Source organism: Geomonas silvestris (assembly GCF_014193515.1).
Taxonomy (GTDB): Bacteria; Desulfobacterota; Desulfuromonadia; order Geobacterales; family Geobacteraceae; genus Geomonas; species Geomonas silvestris.
On record NZ_BLXX01000002.1, the window covers coordinates 251,330 to 269,766 of the forward strand.

At 66.1% G+C, this 18,437-nt stretch carries 16 protein-coding genes; 6 read left to right on the forward strand and 10 right to left on the reverse strand.

The features are described 5' to 3' along the window. Window positions 1-70 precede the first annotated feature (70 nt). Both GMST_RS04710 and GMST_RS04715 read right to left on the reverse strand, forming a co-directional pair. Window positions 71-628, reverse strand: a complete 558-nt coding sequence (locus tag GMST_RS04710) for a DUF1003 domain-containing protein (RefSeq protein ID WP_183353476.1) — start codon at window positions 626-628, stop codon at window positions 71-73. Window positions 629-652: 24 nt separating this feature from the next. Next, the gene (locus tag GMST_RS04715; RefSeq protein WP_183353477.1) at window positions 653-1,822 is read right to left on the reverse strand and encodes a hypothetical protein; all 1,170 of its coding nucleotides are present in this window, start codon (window positions 1,820-1,822) and stop codon (window positions 653-655) included. A gap of 317 nt (window positions 1,823-2,139) precedes the next feature. On the opposite strand from GMST_RS04715, the gene GMST_RS04720 reads away from it, so the two are divergent. Both GMST_RS04720 and GMST_RS04725 read left to right on the forward strand, forming a co-directional pair. Next, window positions 2,140-3,162: a DUF3187 family protein gene (locus tag GMST_RS04720; protein ID WP_183353478.1), complete on the forward strand. Its 1,023-nt coding sequence runs from the start codon at window positions 2,140-2,142 to the stop codon at window positions 3,160-3,162. 203 nt (window positions 3,163-3,365) lie between these two features. Beyond that, the gene (locus GMST_RS04725; RefSeq protein WP_183353479.1) at window positions 3,366-3,770 is read left to right on the forward strand and encodes a bacteriohemerythrin; all 405 of its coding nucleotides are present in this window, start codon (window positions 3,366-3,368) and stop codon (window positions 3,768-3,770) included. A 78-nt stretch (window positions 3,771-3,848) separates the two neighbouring features. On the opposite strand, the gene GMST_RS04730 is transcribed toward GMST_RS04725, so the two are convergent. Continuing rightward, a complete protein-coding gene (locus GMST_RS04730) occupies window positions 3,849-5,747 on the reverse strand; it encodes a methyl-accepting chemotaxis protein (RefSeq protein WP_183353480.1) in 1,899 nt (632 codons plus the stop codon). Window positions 5,748-5,997: 250 nt separating this feature from the next. Here GMST_RS04730 and GMST_RS04735 point away from each other — a divergent pair, with 250 nt between their 5' ends. After that, complete coding sequence (locus GMST_RS04735; protein ID WP_183353481.1) at window positions 5,998-7,311, forward strand: multiheme c-type cytochrome; 1,314 nt, start codon at window positions 5,998-6,000, stop codon at window positions 7,309-7,311. A 121-nt stretch (window positions 7,312-7,432) separates the two neighbouring features. Here the strand turns inward: GMST_RS04735 and GMST_RS04740 are convergent, their stop codons facing one another. The 4 genes from GMST_RS04740 to GMST_RS04755 all read right to left on the reverse strand — a co-directional run bounded on the left by GMST_RS04740 (window position 7,433) and on the right by GMST_RS04755 (window position 10,168). Beyond that, window positions 7,433-8,008 (reverse strand): SH3 domain-containing protein, encoded by a 576-nt coding sequence (locus GMST_RS04740; RefSeq protein WP_183353482.1) that lies wholly within the window; start codon window positions 8,006-8,008, stop codon window positions 7,433-7,435. 117 nt (window positions 8,009-8,125) lie between these two features. Further along, window positions 8,126-8,428, reverse strand: coding sequence for a hypothetical protein (locus GMST_RS04745; RefSeq protein WP_183353483.1), 303 nt, complete (start codon window positions 8,426-8,428; stop codon window positions 8,126-8,128). Between the two features lie 373 nt (window positions 8,429-8,801). Next, the gene (locus GMST_RS04750; RefSeq protein ID WP_183353484.1) at window positions 8,802-9,461 is read right to left on the reverse strand and encodes a hypothetical protein; all 660 of its coding nucleotides are present in this window, start codon (window positions 9,459-9,461) and stop codon (window positions 8,802-8,804) included. A gap of 446 nt (window positions 9,462-9,907) precedes the next feature. After that, complete coding sequence (locus GMST_RS04755) at window positions 9,908-10,168, reverse strand: hypothetical protein (protein WP_183353485.1); 261 nt, start codon at window positions 10,166-10,168, stop codon at window positions 9,908-9,910. Between the two features lie 325 nt (window positions 10,169-10,493). Between GMST_RS04755 and GMST_RS04760 the strand changes: the two genes are divergently transcribed. Continuing rightward, window positions 10,494-12,752 carry a protease pro-enzyme activation domain-containing protein gene (locus tag GMST_RS04760; protein WP_183353486.1) on the forward strand — a complete coding sequence of 753 codons (2,259 nt, stop codon included), beginning with the start codon at window positions 10,494-10,496 and terminating at the stop codon, window positions 12,750-12,752. Window positions 12,753-13,045: 293 nt separating this feature from the next. On the opposite strand, the gene GMST_RS04765 is transcribed toward GMST_RS04760, so the two are convergent. The 3 genes from GMST_RS04765 to prpB are packed head-to-tail and all read right to left on the reverse strand — an operon-like array spanning window position 13,046 to window position 16,499. After that, window positions 13,046-14,488 (reverse strand): bifunctional 2-methylcitrate dehydratase/aconitate hydratase, encoded by a 1,443-nt coding sequence (locus tag GMST_RS04765; RefSeq protein WP_183353487.1) that lies wholly within the window; start codon window positions 14,486-14,488, stop codon window positions 13,046-13,048. Then, window positions 14,485-15,615, reverse strand: coding sequence for a citrate/2-methylcitrate synthase (locus GMST_RS04770; protein ID WP_183353488.1), 1,131 nt, complete (start codon window positions 15,613-15,615; stop codon window positions 14,485-14,487). The genes GMST_RS04765 and GMST_RS04770 overlap by 4 nt, the downstream gene beginning before the upstream one ends. Further along, window positions 15,612-16,499 carry a methylisocitrate lyase gene (gene prpB / locus GMST_RS04775; RefSeq protein WP_183353489.1) on the reverse strand — a complete coding sequence of 296 codons (888 nt, stop codon included), beginning with the start codon at window positions 16,497-16,499 and terminating at the stop codon, window positions 15,612-15,614. Before prpB ends, GMST_RS04770 begins: the two co-directional genes overlap by 4 nt. Window positions 16,500-16,816: 317 nt before the next feature. Here prpB and GMST_RS04780 point away from each other — a divergent pair, with 317 nt between their 5' ends. Beyond that, window positions 16,817-17,917 carry an AAA family ATPase gene (locus GMST_RS04780; RefSeq protein WP_183353490.1) on the forward strand — a complete coding sequence of 367 codons (1,101 nt, stop codon included), beginning with the start codon at window positions 16,817-16,819 and terminating at the stop codon, window positions 17,915-17,917. 34 nt (window positions 17,918-17,951) lie between these two features. Beyond that, a complete protein-coding gene (locus GMST_RS04785; RefSeq protein ID WP_183353491.1) occupies window positions 17,952-18,416 on the forward strand; it encodes an NUDIX hydrolase in 465 nt (154 codons plus the stop codon). The last annotated feature ends 21 nt before the right edge of the window (window positions 18,417-18,437 follow it).

Consider the following 18,437-nt stretch of genomic DNA (forward strand, 5'->3'; position numbering starts at 1 on the left):
GCGGGAGGAAGGGGGGCGGGTTGCCGCAGGTGCTTTGGCCGCGCGGCAACGGGACTGGCGGGTGCCGGGGCTACTCCGGAAGGACGTTTTTTTCTTCCACTTCGCTCATCCGGTCCAAAACCTTCTCGGGCTTCACGTCCTTGACGAGCTCCTGAAGCTCCGGGTTGCGGGACTGCTCCAGGTCCATCCGGTCGGCGATGGCGGTCACCAGCTCGATCAGGCGGGTCACCTCGTGTTCGGCCAAAAGGCTCACGTGCAGCCCCAGCTCCGCGCGCCTGTCCGCGATCGCCTGCATCCGGTTCTGGCTGATCAGGATGAAGGTGGAGAGGAAGATCGCCTCCACCGAGGCCGCCATGGCCAGCACCACGAAGCTCGGGTCGAAACGCGGCACCTCGGGGAGCCACCCGAGGTTGGTCGCGATCCAGAGGCCGAACAGGACGGCGTGCAGGTAGACGAAGGTCATGCTGCCGGTGAAGCCGGTGATGGTATCGGCGACGCGCTCCTGCCACCCCTTGGCCTTTTCCTCCGCCTTCTTGCGGGCAAGCAGTGCCGCGATGTTGCGGTCCACCACGCTCGCCATCTCGCTTTCCCCCGCGGTCTGCGCTCTCCGGCTCTCCTCAGCGTCCATGGCCTGTTCCTTCAGGGGATCCCCTCAATGCGGGATTCCCGCGGTGTGGATCTCCAGCACCAGGTCCTCGATGTGGCTGAAGGTCTCGGAGGTCGCCCCCATCGGCTTGAAGATCTCCAGCGACCAAAGCCCCCCCTGGGTGGAGCGCCCGATGGGGCTCGCACCGAAAAGAAGCGCGCCGCCGCAGAGGTCCGGGGTCCGCCCGGTGCGCCGGTTTTCCAGCCTTCCCACCAGGCAGGCGCGGCGAGCCGACTGGTCCACCTCGATGCTGTGGCCGCCGCGCTCGTAGACCGCCTCCTCGGGGACCCGGACCGTGAGCGACCAGGGGACGGTGCCGGCCTCGCCGACCAGGTAGGCCGAGATGCCGCTGATCCGGCAGTTGTCGTGTTCCCGGAACAGGTCGACCGGCACCTGCAGCTTGATTGCGTAGCTGTCCCGGGCGTGGCGCAGGAGCGCCCAGGCGTTGCGGTTCAAAAGCGAGCGCACCGAGACTGCCCGGGTGAAGCTCTCCTCGCGCAGCCGGCAGGTCGCCAGAAACTGGCGGGCCTCGCGTATCCAGAGCGCTAGGCCGGTCATCGAGGTCCCAAGAGTCTCAGCCTCGCTCGGCAGGGGGCGGGACGCGGGCTCGTGGCCGTAGATGAGCTTGAGCCCCTGCTCGGCCACCACGCAGCGGTCCACCGCGGCCTCGTAGTCGTGGCAAAGGCGCCTGAGCGCCAGGTCCCGCTGCTCGTTGAGGGCAAACGGCCCACCCGGCTCCGCCAGCTTCTTCTTGCGCTGCACCGCCTCCACCCGCACGTCCAGGGAGCTGAGCGGCCCCGGCTCGCCGGGCGACTCCTCGAAGTGCGCCGCCACTTCGCCTCCGGCGGCGGGGGGCTCGGAGTGTGCCTCTTCCTCGGCAGCCGGCTCCTCTGCGCCCTCCGCCTCGGCGCGCGGCTCAATCGGCTCGCGCTCGAACACCTGCTCCGCCGCGCTGCGCTGGTACATGCCGAGCTTTTTCTCCTGAGACTCCAGGTCGCTCTCCAGTTCGTGCCAGGCGTAGTCCAGCGCCGAGAAACGGGCCAAGTCGGCGAGTGCGCGCTCGATCAGCTGGTCCGCCTGCTCGAGCAGCGCCTCAACCTGCCAATGGGGAAAGGTCCGGGCGAGCTTCTCCGCGTCGGGCCGGTAAAGAACGATGTTGCAAGCCAGATCACTCACGGTGCCACCTCCTGTCAGCTAGGGCTGCCTGAGTCACTCTTTCAGTAAGACGGCAGCCTCTTCTCTGCGGCCCTGTTTCGAGCCACAGATAAGGGTAGCAAGCTTAGCGCAATCAACAAGAAACGGTGGCCAATTTAGCTTGTGGTTCATAGCGGCATACGTCAAAACCTGGGAACGCGGATTGAGCGGAGTTGATGGATAAACCACCCCCAGTCCCTTGCCCGTTGCCTTTTCCTTTGACAATCGCGGCTGTCATGTTAGAAGAGGAAAGCCTGATCGTCCTGTGTTAATCACAGTTTTAGGGGGACCTGAGACACATGCACCGACTGAGCACTTTCTTGATCCTCACGCTTCTCTACCTGGCGAGCTCAGGCGCGCCCTCCTGCCTTGCGGCGAGCCCCGCAGCCACACCCTTTTACACCTTCAACCAGAGCCCGCTGGTGCAGATATTCGGCCTTCCTGCCGCCGAGAGCGCCACCATACAGAAACCGGGCCGCTTCTGGGGACTTCTGAGCAGCGACGTCGCCAACAACTACACCTTCGGCGACAACAGCCGGGAAAAGATCCTCCTCGACGGCGAGAGCTACCGCACCACCTTCGCCGTGCGCTACGGCGTCGCCGACCGGTTCGAGGTGGGCGCCGACCTCCCCCTGGTGGGGTACAGCGGCGGCGCCCTGGACGGCCTCATCGAGGGGTGGCACGACATCTTCGGGCTGCCGCAGGGGGGGAGGAAACAGGCGCCGCACGACCGTCTCGACTTCGACTACCAGCGCGACGGGCGGGACCGTCTGCACCTGGCCAGCAGCAACTTCGGCCTGGGGGACCTGCGGCTGAACGGCGCCTGGCAGCTCTACCAGGATGCCGGCGCCGCCTCCACGCGCGCAGTCGCTTTGAGGGCGAGCCTGAAGCTCCCCACCGGCAGCAGCGAGCGGCTGCGCGGCAGCGGCAGCACGGACTTGGCCCTCTGGCTCACCGGCTGTGACGACTACCTGGTCTCCCAGGGGCGCATGCACCTCGCCCTCTTCGGGGCCGCGGGCCTGCTGGCCCTCAGCGACGCGGACGTCCTCCCCGACCGGCAGAACCACCTGGTCGGCTTCGGCTCGTTCGGCGCCGGCTGGTCCCCGCGCGACTGGATCGCCTTCAAGGCCCAGCTCTCCAGCCACTCCCCCTTCTACCGCAGCGACCTGCCCGAGATGGGGTGGACCGCCCTGCAGCTCCTCTTCGGCGGGACGCTCTCCTTCACCCCCCAGACCGCGCTGGACATCGGCTTCTCCGAAGACGTCCGGGTGAGCACCTCGCCGGACCTCGGGCTCCACCTGGGGCTGAGCCACCAGTTCTAGCGCGGCGACGGCCGCCGCCCCCACGCCCGGATCTCCCCCTGTGAGGGGTCTTAGACGTGGCTGCGCCAAATCCACCTCAAGATTTCGCCGGCTGGGCCGATGAGATCCAGCGGAGCGCCGCTCCACGTACCGCTCGCAGGGCAGCTAACGCTAAAAGCCGGAACCTTTTCGGGTTCCGAGACAGTCGAGGTGAAGGTAGGACTATGGCTATACTTCTTTGGGAGAAGCGGTTTGAACAGGGTGTTCCCGAGTTCGACGGGCACCACCGGCACCTGGTGGATCTACTGAACGAGGTATATCGCAGCGCGGTCAATGAGGATGGCTCGGAGACCGTGGCACGGGTCACCCGGGAGCTCCTGGAGTACACCCGGTACCATTTCCAGGCCGAGGAGCGGGCCATGGTGGCGAGCGGCTACCCCGGGCTCGAGGAGCACCGCGCGGAGCACCGCAAGTTCGGCGAGATGATCATGGCCTTCTGGCACGAGCTCGCGGCAGGCGGCGACATCTCGGTGGACCTCCTCTCCTTCCTGGGGAACTGGCTCTTCGACCACATCCTGCTGGTCGATGCCGAGTTCTGCAAGACGCTTCCCGAGGCGCAGCGCATTTAGCGGCCGTTAGCTGCAGTGGAACAAAAAAGGGGCTCCCGGTCTGGGAGCCCCTTTTTGCGTCTGCACTGCCGGCCTTCGCTACAGCTTGAACTTCCCTACGACACGGTGCAGGTCCCCCGCCAGGGTGGAGAGCCGGATGGCCGCCTGGGCGGACTCCTGCGCCCCCGCCGCCGTTTCCTGCACCACCGAGGTCACCTGCTGGATGTTCGCCGTAATCTCCCCCGTGGTCGCGGTCTGCTCCTCGGCCGCGGTGGCGATCTGGTTCACCTGCATGGTCACCTGGTTCACCTGCTCGAGCACGCTCGACAGGGCGCCCTCCAACTCGGCCGCCTCCTCGACGCCGCGCTCGGTGCCGCGCACTCCCTCCTCCATCGAGGTGATGGCCGCCTGGGTCTCCTGCTGGATGGCCCTGATCATGTCGCCGATCTCGCGGGTCGCCTTGGTGGTCCGCTCGGCCAGCGCCCGCACCTCGTCGGCGACCACCGCGAAGCCGCGCCCCTGCTCGCCGGCCCGGGCCGCCTCGATGGCGGCATTGAGGGCCAAAAGGTTGGTCTGGTCCGCGATGTCCTCGATGGTGGCGACGATGGCGCCGATCTGCTCGGAGCGCTCGCCCAGGGACGAGATGCCGCGGGCGTTGTCCTTGGTGAGCTCGCCGCGCTCCCGGATGCCGTTAACGGTGCGGCTCACCACGCTGAAGCACTGCTGGGTGGTGTTGGCGGCCACCTGCGCGCTGTCCGCCGCGTGGTGGCAGCTGCGGGCGATGTCCGAAGCGGTGGCGGCCATCTCCTCGCTGGCGGTCGCCACGTTGGCGGTCTGGCCGGCCACCGCCTCGGCCCCCACCGAGATCCCGGTGGAGGTGGCGGTCAGCTGGGTCGCCTCGCCGGTCAAGGTCCGGGAGGCGCCGGCGATCTGGGAGACGATCCCCTGCATGCTGCCGATGAACTTGTTCAGCTCGCGGGCCAGCGCGCCGATCTCGTCGTCGCGCTCGCCCACCTCGATGCGCCGGGTCAGGTCCCCCTCACCTTCGGCCAAGTCGGTGATCCGGTCGCTCAAAAGCCCCAGCGGCTTAAGCAGGGTCCTTATGAAGAGGACCAGGATCACGACACCCAGCCCCAGGGCGACGATCCCCAGCGTGGTCAGGGTCGCCGTCTGGGTGGAGACCGGGGCGAACACCTCGGCCTTGGGAACCGCGACGCAGAGATACCAGCCGGTGGCGGGGATCAGCGCGTAGGAGGTGATCTTCTGGTCGCTTCCCACCTGGTACTCGAAACTCCCCGAAGGGGCCGAGGCGAGCTTACCCGGGAGGTCGGCCACGCCGGTCGCCAGGTCCTGGAACTTCTTCTTGAGCACCAGGCTCTTGTCGGGGTGGATCAGGATCTTGCCGTCCTTGTCGATGATGTAGGCGTAACCGGAGTTTCCCACCTTGACGTCCAGCACCTTCTTCACCACGTCATCCAGCATGATGTCGGAGCTCAACACGCCGGTGAACTTACCCTGGTCGGTGATGGGGGCGATGAACGAGATGATCGGCTTCCCGGTCTGGGCGTCGATGTAGGGCTCGGTCTGCGAGACCTTCAGCTCCGCCTTGGCCTTTTCATACCAGGGGCGCTTGCGGTGGTCCCAGCCGGCTGCCGGCACCCAGCCGTCCGAGGAGATGAAGAGGCCGTCTTCGTAACCCGGGTAGACCGTCGAGAACCCCCCCGCCTCCGCCAGGATCTTCACCAGGTTGGTGATGTAGTCCCGGGGCTGGCCGGGGTACTTCGAGAGGTCCTTGGCGCCGGCCTGGATGATCCCCTGCTTGGCCAGCATCCAGGCGTTGACGCCGGCAGCGTTGTCCTTGGCCAGGGCTATCTGGGTATCGTTCAGGATTCTCCCCATGATCTTGCGGGAACTGGTGGCGGCGGTGACGATGAGGGTGGCGATAACCACCGCGAATACCAGGACAACTGTCAGATTTACCTTGGTTCTCAGTTTCATACGGCTCCTCGGCTGTCAGAATTTCACGCGGATCCTCAAAACGATCCGCGTCACGTGTCTCTGAATCGCTATTTCGGCAGTGTTTTGTGAAACTTGAGGCATTGCGTAGAGGGTTCGACAGCGAGGGACTTTTTTCTGCCAGTTCCTTATTGTTTCTTGCCGGGATTGACACAGAAAAGAGAATGGTTAATGTTAACTTATACTCGCATAGCTTGTGCGAGAATCAATCCGCGGTAAAAGGAGGCCTACCATGAAGGGGAACTCGGGGCTTGCGGCAGCGTTCGCGCTACTCGGGATGCTCGCGTTGTCATCCTGTGGAGGTAGCGGCGGCGGTGGCGCCACCGTGACTCCGGCAGTCAACGGTGCGCAGTACGTGGTCTTTGCCTGGAACGACCTGGGCATGCACTGCCTCAACCCGAGCTACGACACGGCGGTGATCCTCCCCCCCTACAACACGGTCTGGGCCCAGGTGGTCAAGCGGGGAGCGCCGCCGCAGGTCGTCACCGGCGGGGTGAGCGTCGAGTACCGCATGCTGAACAACACCACCTCCGTCACCAAGGGGAACTTCGGGCAGTTCTGGACCTACGTGCTGCAGCTTTTCAAGGTGACCCTCGCGCCCGACACCGGGCTCAACCTCGACACCCCGACCCTGCACAACGGCCTCTCTGGCACCATGGTGGCCAAGGGGGACCACTTCCAGGTCAACGGCATACCGGTCACCCCGCTCGACGACGCCAAGGTCTGGAACCCCTACCAGGTGGTCGAGGTGACCGTGAAGGATCAAAGCGGCACGGTGCTGGCCCAGACCCGGGCCACAGTGCCGACCTCCGACGAGATCAACTGCGCGAAGTGCCACGACGGCAACCCGAACCCCTTCGTGGACATCCTGCAAAAGCATGACGCCAACCTCAGCACCGCGCTCATGAGCCGGCGCCCGGTGCTCTGCGCCGAGTGCCACGGCAGCCCTGCCCTGGGGCAGACCGGGCGCGGCTCCTCCGGCAAGTACCTCTCCGAGGCGATCCACGGCTTCCACGCCAGCGTCGGTGCCGCCTGCTACGACTGCCATCCCGGCACGAGCACCCGCTGCAACCGCAGCCTGGCCCACACAGCCGCCGACGGCAACTGCAGCAACGTAAGCTGCCACGGCCCCCTGGCCGCCATGGCCACTGCGATCGCCAACGGCAGCAAGGTTCCTTGGGTCACCGAGCCCAAGTGCGCCACCTGCCACGCAGGCGTGGCCGAAGTGGATACCGGGACCACCCTCTACCGCAACGCGGCCGGGCACGGCGGGATCTACTGCGCCGGCTGCCACGGCAGCCCCCACGCCATGGTGCCGTCGCGGGAGGCCTCGGACAACTACCAAGCGCTGCAGTACCAAAGCGTCGCCAAGTCCCTGGGGAGCTGCGGGGTCTGCCACTCCGGCTCCAGGGGGGCGGGGACCGGCGAGTTTCTGAGTGAACACGGCTCCGGGCGCCGCAGCACCGCCTGCAACATCTGCCACACCGCGGTCACCTCCGTGGACACCACGCGCTGGCCGCACCAGTACCAGTGGAAAAACCGCTGACCATCCCGCCCGATAACGAAAAAAGGCCCCTGGGGGAAACCCGGGGGCCTTTTTTTCTGCGCTAACGACCGCGCGTGCCGGGCGAGCCCTAAGGCCTGCCGGTCTGCCGCAGTTGGTCAGGCTAGCGCTTGGCCATGAGCTTGCGCGCCTTCTTGGAGTGGGCGACCTTCTTGCTGCCGCCGTTTTTACGCAGCGAGGTCTTGATCTTCTGGATGTCCTTGTTCATCTTGTCCATGTCGCGCTCGATCCCCAGGACGTTCAGGCGCAACTCGGTGATCTGGACGGCGAGTTTCTCGTTGCTCGGCACGTCCATCACGACCGGTGCCGGTTTTGCCGCCTCGGGCTTCACGGGAGCCGGAGCGGCAACCGGTGCCGGATCCGGAGCGGCCGCAACGGCTACCGGAGCCGCGGCCCCGGCCACCTTGGGTGCCTCGGCGCTCAGCGCCCACCCCCCCACGTAGCCCGCCAAGTGGCCGTCGGCGGAAGAGACCTTGACCCAGCCGCCGCCGCAGGTTTCCGCGTTGACCCGGGCATCCTTCTTGAGCACCGCAACGATGCGGGCCTTCTTGCTCGGGCTTTTCCGCAGTCGAAGCTCCGGCGCCTTGACGACGCACACGGAGCTGTCTGCCAGAACGGGTGCGGCAAGCGCTATCAGGGAAACTGCGGCCAGAATTGTTGCGATGCTCCTTTTGCTCATGACATCTCCTTGTGCTCGAAGGTAAGAGACCGCTGGGGTCCCAGTTGAAATAGCATGCCTCCCCCGGTGCCAGGGGCGGTTTTCCGTGTCGTCTCTTTGAGGGCGGAGTGCCGCCCGCTACTGCGCACGCCGGTAGGCCGCGGCAGACATGCGCGCCGCCACCTTCAGCACCCGTTGCTGCTGTCCGAGTTCCCGCCGGCTGCGCTCGGTTTCGAAACGCTGCATGATCTTGTTGTACTCCGCGAGGGTGAGCCGTTCGTGCTTCAGGTCGTCAGACATCCCCTCGGCGACCTCAGAATAGAGGCTGGCGACCGTGTGCAGCTTGGCGTACTCGTCTCCGGAGATCTCGCGACTCTCGCCCGCATCCCCGTGCCTGGTACCCAGGTTGAAGACGATCAGGGTGATTGCGGCGATCAGCATGGCAAATAAGCATGATTTCCTGTCCATCCGAAAGTCCCGTTGCTCCTCAGTGTGCGGATCCACCTGCCGCGGCCCTTGTACGAGTCAAGCTTTTGACCACATCAGTCAAAAAATTCTTGCATTTCCTGCTATTACTCATTCTCGTCAGGTGGCCCTGCGGTACTGCCAGTTGCCGACAGTCAGCGGAACACCTACTAAATGTCAACCGTTTACCCGAAGAGCGTCTATGCCAGGGGCCATTTTGGACTTCAGACAGTAAGAGCTGGAACTCTTTGGCCCTTTGACAGTAAATCCGGACAGTATGAGACTAAGGCAATTTGCGTGCCATTAATGAATGTGTGACACGGGCAGTGGCACGATTGGCAGGTCGAGCCTATTTCGCCTCCTTGTCCGGCGTCTCGTTGAGCCACTTGCGCATCACGCTCTCCGGGGTGGCGGTCTTGCCGCGGAACTCGTTACGGGTGTGCTCCATGATCACCCCCACCCGGTCCTCGAAGCGGGCCCAGTGCTGGCGGATCTCCTCGATGTCCTGCTTGCGCTCCTCGGCATCCCGGCCGCCGGTTTTCCAACGCGCCCCGAAAAACTTGATCAGGCTCTCCTGCTCGGCGACGAAGCCGTCCATGAGCGCCTTGTACTCGTCGGAGAAGTGCAGGGAGTGCTTGCGCATCTGCTCCCCGAAGGAGCGCGAGGCCTCCTCGAAGGTGCGCATGGTCTTCTCGGCGCGCAGGGGCTCTCCTTTGCCGGCGCTCTTCACGAACTCCTTGCCGTCGCGCGTCAGGTCGATCAGCATTGCGTAGAGCTTCGCCAGGGTATCGGACTTGCGCTCCTGCACCGCCATCTGCTCGCAGATGCTCGCCCGGAAGCCGGCCAGCGCCTTGGCGGTCTCCTGCGCCAGCCGCTCCTGAAACCGCACCAGGGACCGCTCGGTGAGCTGCTTTATGATGGTGTTGACCGAGTAGTTGACCACCACCGCCAGAAACAGCACGATGACGCAGCCGGTGATACCGTAGTAGATGAGATCTGATCCGTTCATTCCTGAGCTCCCTGGCCTCTATCAATTCATTAGAAAACTGCCCGCTAGTGTCGTCTATCGGAATCAGGAGCGCTAACTTTAGCTTCCCGGCGAAAAACCTGCGTTTGTGCGTATTTTCCTGCCAGTGGGATGCACTGGCGGGAGTGTACGGGAAGGGCGGTGCGCGGAAGCGCCGTGAAGGGACGGGGAAGGGGGATTTAGCACTGTAGCAAATGTGGAGCTGGTAGCAACCTGGGTCCAATCCCCTCACTCCTTCGCAAGGGGAGGACGTAAGGCAAGCTGCGTTGCCTGGGATTTTTTGGGGAGAGTACCTGCGTGAGGATGATGGTTCCGATCATCATTCGCCCCGACACCCGAAGCGGGGTGTCGGGGAGGTTGTGGAGTTGCATCCGGTCGGTCGTAACAAAAAGGGGGAGGCGAGACTCCCCCTTTTTGGCGCCTGCAGGTCACTGCGCTGCCGGAGCGGGTGAGGTCGAGCTTTTTCCCTGGGCAGGGGCCGCCGGCGCGGCAGATTGGTGCTTCGGTTTCTTGGACTTCTTGTGCTGTTTGGCCTTCTTGGCGGGAGCCTGGACAGGCTTAGTCTGGTCGTGTCCGGTCTCCATCTCGGAGATCGCTGCCGGCATGTCGCCGGCCGGTACGGCACCTGCGCCGGCCGTGAAGCTCAGTCCCACCAAGAGCGTCGCCACACTCAAAAGTATCCGTTTCATGTCCTCTACCTCTTCGTTTGGCTGGTGCACTCTTCGATCAGCATAGCCCCGCACCGTTTGCCAGGTCCAGAAAATCACGAAGAACGATCCCCCATGAGAGCCGGCGCTACCGGATCTTTATGGGTGTCTTTTGACCTCTTCTCCTGTGCAGCTTTCGAACAGCAACGCGCTCGCGCTGCACACTCCCGCCGGCACACCGGCCGCGCCCCGCCAACGATTAAGCAGAGTTGCCTTGGCACGCCGCTCGCACGTCAGCTGGCGCCCATCCGGGCAGCCTGTTCGTGCAACCCTCGGGAGTTCCCGACTTTCCCAAACGGAGGAGATCATGATGTTACTGTCCTGCCTGCGTCATCTGGCCGGCGCATTTCTGGTGGCCGCCCTTGCCGTTACTCCCGTCCTGGCCAGCCAGGAATCGATGCACCGGTTGCACGGCCACGTCCCGGGCGAAGCCGTCGCCAAGGCCAGGTGGCTCTCGAGGATGCCGGCCTCAAGCGAGGTATCCCTGGTCTTCTCGCTCCTTTTGCGCAACCAGCAGGAGCTGGACCAGCTCCTCAAACACCTCTACGACCCAAGCGACCCGCAGCACGGCAAGTACCTGACTCCCCAGGAGTTCACCCAGCGTTTCGCCCCCACCCAAGCCGACTACGACGCGGTCGCCGACTACGCCCGCAGCATCGGGCTGCGCGTCACCGGCAGCCATGCCAACCGGCTCCTTCTGGACGTCGCCGGGCCGGCGGAAAGGGTGGAGACGGGATTCGGGCTGCAGCTGCACCACTACCAGGGCGCCGACGGCCGGAAGTTCTACGCCCCGGACCAGGATCCCTCGGTCCCCGAGGGGATCGCCGCGCGGGTTAACGGGATGGTCGGACTGGACAGCGCCACCTCCTGGCACGCCCACAGCAACTACCACGCGGCCGGCACGACCGCCATGGCCACACCCTACCAGGTCGGCAGCGGCCCGGGCGGCGGCCTCACCCCGAGCAACATCAAAAGCGCCTACAACCTCGCCAATGTAACCGCCACCGGCACCGGGCAGGTCCTGGCCCTCTTCGAGCTGGACGGCTACAACCCAAGCGACGTCGCCTACTACGCCAAGTACTTCGGCCTCCCCGCGGTCCCGCTGCAAAACGTGCTGGTGGACGGTTTCTCCGGCGCGCCCGGGTCGGGGGCGTCCGAGGTGACCCTCGACATCGAGCTGCAGCTTGCCCTGGCTCCCGGGGTGAGCAAGATCCTGGTCTACGAGGGGCCCAACTCCAACAAGGGGGTGCTCGACACCTACAACCGGATCGCCACCGACAACCTGGCAAAGCAGATCAGCACCTCCTGGGGCCTGAGCGAAGGGCAGAGCAGCCAGAGCGTGATCGCCGGCGAAAATGCCATTTTTCAGCAGATGGCCGCCCAGGGGCAGACCGTTTACGCCGCGGCCGGCGACAGCGGCGCCTACGACAACGGGAGCACCCTGAGCGTCGACGACCCCGCCTCCCAGCCGTACGTGGTGGGGGTTGGGGGGACACGTCTCGCAGTGGCGAGCGGCCAGAGCTACCTGCGCGAATCGGCCTGGAACACCAACAACACCGTGGCGGGGGGCGCGGGGGGGGGCGGGGTAAGCGCGGTCTGGAGCATCCCCTCCTGGCAGCAGGGGGTCCGCAACCTGGCCTCCTCGGTGATGCGCAACGTCCCCGATGTCGCCCTCAACGCGGACCAGGGGACCGGGTACTCCATCTACTTCCAGGGGGGGTGGTACATCTTCGGCGGCACGAGCTGCGCCTCGCCGCTGTGGGCCGCCTTCACGGCGCGGGTAAACCAGCTGCGCAACGGCGCGGGGCTTGGGCCCCTGGGATTTGCCAACCCGGCGCTCTACCAGCTGGCCACCGGCTCGGGGTACCAGGGGAGCTTCCACGACGTGACGGACAGCACCACCAACCTCTACTACCCCGCCATCACCGGCTACGACAACGCGACCGGCTGGGGCTCCTTCAACGGGGCAAATCTTTTGGCGGCACTCGCCCCGACGACGACCACCCCGACCCCGCCGGCCGCACCGACCGGGTTGAGCGCCGTCGCCGGCAACGCGGCGGTAACCCTCGCATGGAGCGCGGTTTCCGGTGCCACCAGCTACAGCGTCTACCGCGGCAGCGCCTCCGGCGCCGAGGGGGCCACTCCCATCGCGACCGGCCTGGGTGCCCCCGGCTTCAGCGATACCAAGGTGAGCAACGGAACCAGGTACTACTACAAGGTCTCCGCCAGCAACAGCGGCGGGACCTCCCCGCTCTCCGCCGAGGCTTCCGCCACACCGAGCGCCCCAGTAGTTCCGGCCCTGTCCATCACCTCGGGACCGACGGCGACCACCGGCCTGTACACCGTGCTGATCCAGTGGAACACCAACCTCGCCTCCAACGCGGTGCTGCGCATCGGCACCTCGGCGACCACCCTGAGCAACACCTTCACGGCGAGCACCCTAAGCACGGCCCACGCCTTCAAGCTCTCCGGGGTCGCCCGGCGCACCACCTACTACTACCAGGTCTCCTCCTCGGCCGGTGGCGCCACGGTGAGCTCGCCGGTGAAGTCGTTCGTCGGGCAGTAAAGAGCGCGACCGGTGGGCGGCAGGCTTTAGAACGTCCGGTTCGAGCACACCGGGAATATCGGCGCAGAAAAAATGGTTCTTTCAGGATCGGGGATGCTGAAGCGGGGAAGATAACCATCCGAGGAATGGGTTTACCAAGCGCCAGCCGGCGCGCCGGGCGCATGATCATGCGCCCCTGCACAGCCATCACCGCGAAGCGATGAACCCAAAGAAAGGGGGGAGACTGGTCTCAGTCTCCCCCCTTTTTGCATCGGCATCGCGAACCGGCTCGCCTCCCGAAGCGGCGGCAGGCGTCACGGGACCAGCAGGTCCATGAACTCCGAGACTCCGGTCCCCTCCAGCCGCTCTCCGTCCAGGCAGAGCTCGACCAGTTCACACACCCGCTTTTCGGGGAAGCGCCGCGCGAGGTTGGCGCGCGCCTTGTCGAGGAGCAGCGGCACCCCCTCGGCGCGGCGCCGCCGGTGCCCCAGGGGATACTCCACCTCGACCTCCTCGCTTTTGCTGCCGTCCTTGAAGACTACCTGGACGGCGTTCGCGATGGAGCGCTTCTCCGGGTCGAGGTAGTCGCGGCTGTAGCGCGGCTCCTCCCGCACCTCCATCTTCCCGCGCAGCTCGTCGATGCGCGGGTCGCCTGCCACGCGGTCCGTGTAGTGGCCGGCGTTCAGCTCCCCGTAGATGAGCCCGATGGCGACCATGTACTGCAGGCAGTGGTCCCGGTCCGCCGGGTTGTAGAGCGGCCCGGTCTTGCTGATGATGCGGACCGCGGACTCCTGGGTGGCCACCAGCACCCGGTCGATCTCCTCGAGCCGGCCCGCGAGCGTCGGGTGCAGGGCGACGGCGGCCTCCACCGCGGTCTGGGCGTGGAATTCGGCGGGGTAGGCGACCTTGAAGAGGATGTTCTCCATCACGTAGCTTTGCAGGGGGCGCGGCAGTCTCAGGCGCTCCCCCTTGAAGGAGACGGCGCTGAAGCCCCAGGTCGGGGCGCTGATGGCGCTTGGATACCCCTCCTCCCCCGCCAGGGTCAAGAGCGCGAGCCGCACCCCGCGGCTCGCCGCGTCCCCCGCCGCCCAGGACTTGCGACTCCCCGTGTTGGGGGCGTGCCGGTAGGTGCGCAGGCTCTGGCCGTCCACGAAGACCTGGGAGACCGCCGCGATCACCTGCTCCCGGCTCCCCCCCAAAAGCCTGGCCGCCACCCCCGCGCTCGCCAGTTTCACCAACAGCACGTGGTCCAGCCCCACCCGGTTGAAGCCGTTCTCCAGCGCCAGCACCCCCTGGATCTCGTAGGCCTGCACCAGCCTCGCCAGGAGCTCTCCCATGAGGATGGGGAGGCGCCCCGACGCCAGGCGGCTTCGGGAGAGGTAGTCCCCCACGGCAAGGAGCGCCGCCAGGTTGTCCGAGGGGTGCCCCCACTCCGCGGCGAGCCAGGTGTCGTTGAAGTCGAGCCAGCGGATGAGCGCGCCGGTGCTGAAGGCCGCCTGCACGGGATCGAGCTCGTAGCGCGTGCCGGGGACCCGGGCGCCGCCGTGAAGCGTCGCCCCCGGGACCAGGGGACCGACGAGCCGTGCGCACTCGGGGAAGTCGAGCGCGAGCGCGGCGCACCCCAGGCTGTCCAAGAGGGCGTAGCGGGCGGTCGTGAGCGCCTCCGGGCTGGGCCGCCAGGGGGCGCAGAGGTAATCGGCGATGGCGGCAAGCTCGGGGTCGGGCTCGGGGCGCAGGTTCTGGTCGGCCGTGGTCATGGTTCCTGCCTCCGCTGCTCGAGCGGCGGGTACTTGAGGGGATCCGGCCCCAGGTACTCGGCGACCGGCCGGAAGATCCGGTTCGCCTGGCGCTGCTCCATGATGTGCGCGGACCACCCCGTGATGCGGGCGAAAACGAAAAACGGCGTGAACATCGCGGTCGGGATGTCGCAGAGGTGGTAGGCGCAGGCGCTGTAGAAGTCGAGGTTCGGGTAGAGTCCCTTTTCCTCGAGGACGACCTGCTCGATCCGCTCGAAGATGGCGAAGAGCGGCCGGTGGCCGCTGGCGTCGGCCAGCTCGCGCGACCAGTTGCGGATGATGGGCGAGCGCGGGTCCATATCCTTGTAGACCCGGTGCCCGAAACCCATGATCTTCTCCTTGCGCGCGAGCATCTCCTTAAGTCCCGCCTCCGCCTGCTCCGGCGAATCGAAGCGGCTTACCAGGCGCATCACCTCTTCGTTGGCGCCGCCGTGCAGCGGGCCGCGCAGGGTCCCGATGGCCGAGGTGACCGCCGAGTAGAAGTCGGAGAGGGTCGAGGCGGTGACCCGGGCGGCAAAGGTGGAGGCGTTGAACTCGTGCTCGGCGTAGAGGGTGAGCGAGGCGTCCACGGTGCGCCGTTTCAGCTCGTCGGGCCGTTTGCCGTGCAAGAGCGTCATCAGGTAGCCGGCGAAGTTCTCCTCCTCCAGTTCCAGGTCGATCCGGCGGTGCCGGGTGGCGAAGTGGTGCCAGTACATGAGCATCCCCGGAAAACTCGCCAAGAGGCGCTCCGCGGTGCGCTCACCGTCGAGGCTGCTTCCCTCGGGCTCCAGGGCCCCCAAAACCGAACAGCCGGTGCGCAGCACGTCCATGGGGTGCGCGTCGGCCGGCAGCTGTTCGAGGACCTTCTTCAGTGCCGGCGGCAGGCCGCGCCGGGCCACCAGCCGGTTGCGGAACTGTGCCAGGCCGTCACGGTCCGGGAGATAGCCGTGCAAAAGGAGGTGGGCCACCTCCTCGAAGCTGGCCCGGCCCGCCAGGTCGTTGATGGAATAACCGCGGTAGCTCAGACCGCGCCCTTTTTTCCCCACGGTGCTGATCGCCGTGGTTCCGGCCACGACCCCTTCCAGCCCCGGGCTGTACGTCGCGTTCATGGTGTCTCCTTTTTCTGGAACAGCTCATCCAGTTTCCGTTCGTACTCGTGGTAGCCGAGGATCTCGTAGAGCTCGGCTCGGCTCTGCATCAGGCCGATCACCCCTTTTTGCGTCCCCTCCTCGCGGATGGCCCGGTACACCGTCAGCGCCGCCTGGCTCATGGCCCGAAACGCGGAGAGCGGGTACAGGGCGAGGCTCACCCCCGCCTCGCGCAACTGGTCGAGGGTAAAGCAGGGGGTCCGGCCGAACTCGGTCAGGTTCGCCAGGACCGGAAGCCCGGTCGCCTCCTTAAAGCGCCGGTACTCCTCCAGCGCGCCGACCGCCTCGGGGAAGATGAGGTCCGCGCCCGCCTCCCGATAGCGGCAGGCCCGTTCCAGGGCCGGCTCCACCCCCTCCACGGCGATGGCGTCGGTGCGCGCCATGACGAGGAACTCGGGATCCCGGCGCGCGTCGACGGCAGCCTTGATCCGGTCCACCATCTCCTCCGGGCTCACCAGCGCCTTCCCCGGCCGGTGACCGCAGCGTTTGGCCGCGACCTGGTCCTCCAGGTGCACGCAGGCCGCTCCGGCGCGCTCCATCTCGCGGATAGTGCGGGCGATCGTGAAGGCGTGCCCCCAGCCGGTGTCGATGTCCACCAGGACCGGGAGTTCGCTGGCCGAGACGATGCGGCGCAGGTCTTCCAGGACGTCGTTCAAGGTAGTGAGGCCCAGGTCGGGGAGCCCCAGGGAGGCGTTGGCGACGCCGGCCCCGGAGAGGTAGAGGGCGCGGAACCCGGCCTTTTGGGCGAGGAGCGCGGCGTAGGCGTTGATGGTGCCGGCGACCTGGAGCGGCTGTTCCTGGCTGAGCGCGGCGCGCAGGGTGGGGCGGGTGGCTGGAGCGGTCATGGATCCTCCCTCGTGGGTCGCCAGGAAAGTACGGAAGACGCGGAGTAACTTCCCGGGAAGGCGCCGGGTCCAGCGAACCGCTGGGAAGAGGGGTCCCCCCACTCTCCGTCCGGTTACGCCGCGTCGCCTGGTTTTCCTGGCTCATGAACTCGCAACTGTCGCTATTTTACCACGTCGCGCATCAGAATGAGAACGGCAGCGAAGCCCTCTTCATTGGCGCGCGGGGTGAAACCGAGAGCGCTTTACAAAGGGAGCCGCTTCGGCCCACCATGGAGAAAAAACCAGCACTCATCCGGTCATCAGACGGGGGAAAGGAGATGGCAACAAGACTTTTTATCGCCGCCATAGAGAAGAACTCGGGCAAGACCACCACGAGCATCGGGCTCATGCACCTTGCCCTGAAAAAATACCGGCGCGTCGGCTACCTGAAGCCGTTCGGCGGGCAGACCGTCGAGTTCCGCGGCCGGACCATCGACAAGGACGTGGCGCTCATGGCCCAGGAGTTCGACCTGGGCTTCGACCTGAACACCATGTCGCCGGTGGTGCTCAGCCACGAGATCACCCACCAGGTGGTGGACGGGGCGGTCGACCCCGGGGAACTCATGGAGCGGATCGTCAAGGCCTTGGCCCAGTTGGAGGAGCGCTGCGAGCTGGTGTTCATCGAGGGGTCCGGGCATCCGGGGGTGGGTTCGATCCTGCAGATCTCCAACGCGCGCATCGCGCGCCAGCTCGAGGCACCCGTGCTCCTGGTAACCGGGGGCGGGCTCGGCGACGTGGTGGACCGCCTCGCCCTGATCCAGGCCTTCTTCGCCCAGCAAGCGGTCGACCTGAAGGCGATCCTGGTCAACAAGCTCTTCCCCGACAAGCGCGAGCGGACCCTCGACTACCTGCGCCGCGCCCTTAAGAAGGAGAGCTTCCAGGTGCTCGGGGGGTTCGACTACCAGCGGGTCCTCGCCAACCCGACCCTGCGCCGCATCTCGACCCTGCTCGGCCTGCCGGTGCAGGGGAGCACCAACGAGCTGGACCGGATCATCTTCCGGGTGCTGGTGGGTGCCGCCTCGACCCAGCGTTTCATGGAGCTTCTCACCGAACCGTCGCTCATCATCGTCAACAGCAGCCGCAACGAGCTTCTGGTCACCCTGGCGCACCTGTACCAGATCCCCGAGTACCACCGGCTCATCGTGGGGCTGGTGATCTCCGGCAGCGCGGACGTGAACAGCATCAGCCGGCAGATCCTGGAGAAGAGCGGCATCCCGTTCCTGCGCGCCCAGGGGGGTGTCTCGGCCGACCTGTACCAGGCCATCAACAAGGATGTCAGCAAGACCGTCGCCGAGGACCGGGAAAAACTCGACCTGATCCGCTCCCTCGCCGATAAGACCCTGGATTTTGCTGCCATCGAGCGGCTCTTTTCGGTATAATGCCGGCGCCGAAACCTCGGCAGAAAGGAACCACATGTCAGACCACAGTCCGCGCCACACCGTGGTAGTAGGGTGCCTGGTGCGCAACGCGGCGAACCAGGTGTTGTTGATACGGCACGCTAAAAGGGGCTGGGAGATCCCGCAGGGGCGCGTGGAGGAAGGCGAAAACCTCATCGAGGCCCTGCGCCGCGAGGTGCTGGAGGAGGCGGGGGTCGAGATCGAGCCCGGGCCGCTGGCAGCAGTCTGGTCCATGCTCTCGCCCCCCGCCGCGCTTATCTTCACCTTTTTGGGGCGCTACCTCACAGGGGAGCTGTGCTCGAGCGACGACAGCGTCGAGGCGGGGTGGTTCTCGGAGGAGCAGGCGCTCGAGCAGGTAACCGGTCAGGTGATGCACGAGCGTCTCAAGGCGCTCCTCAACTACCGCGACGGCACCCTCTACCGCGCCTACACCACCCGTCCCTACCAGGTCCGGCTGGAAACCTCCCTGGGCCCCCGCTGATCACGGCGCGCACCCCGGCGC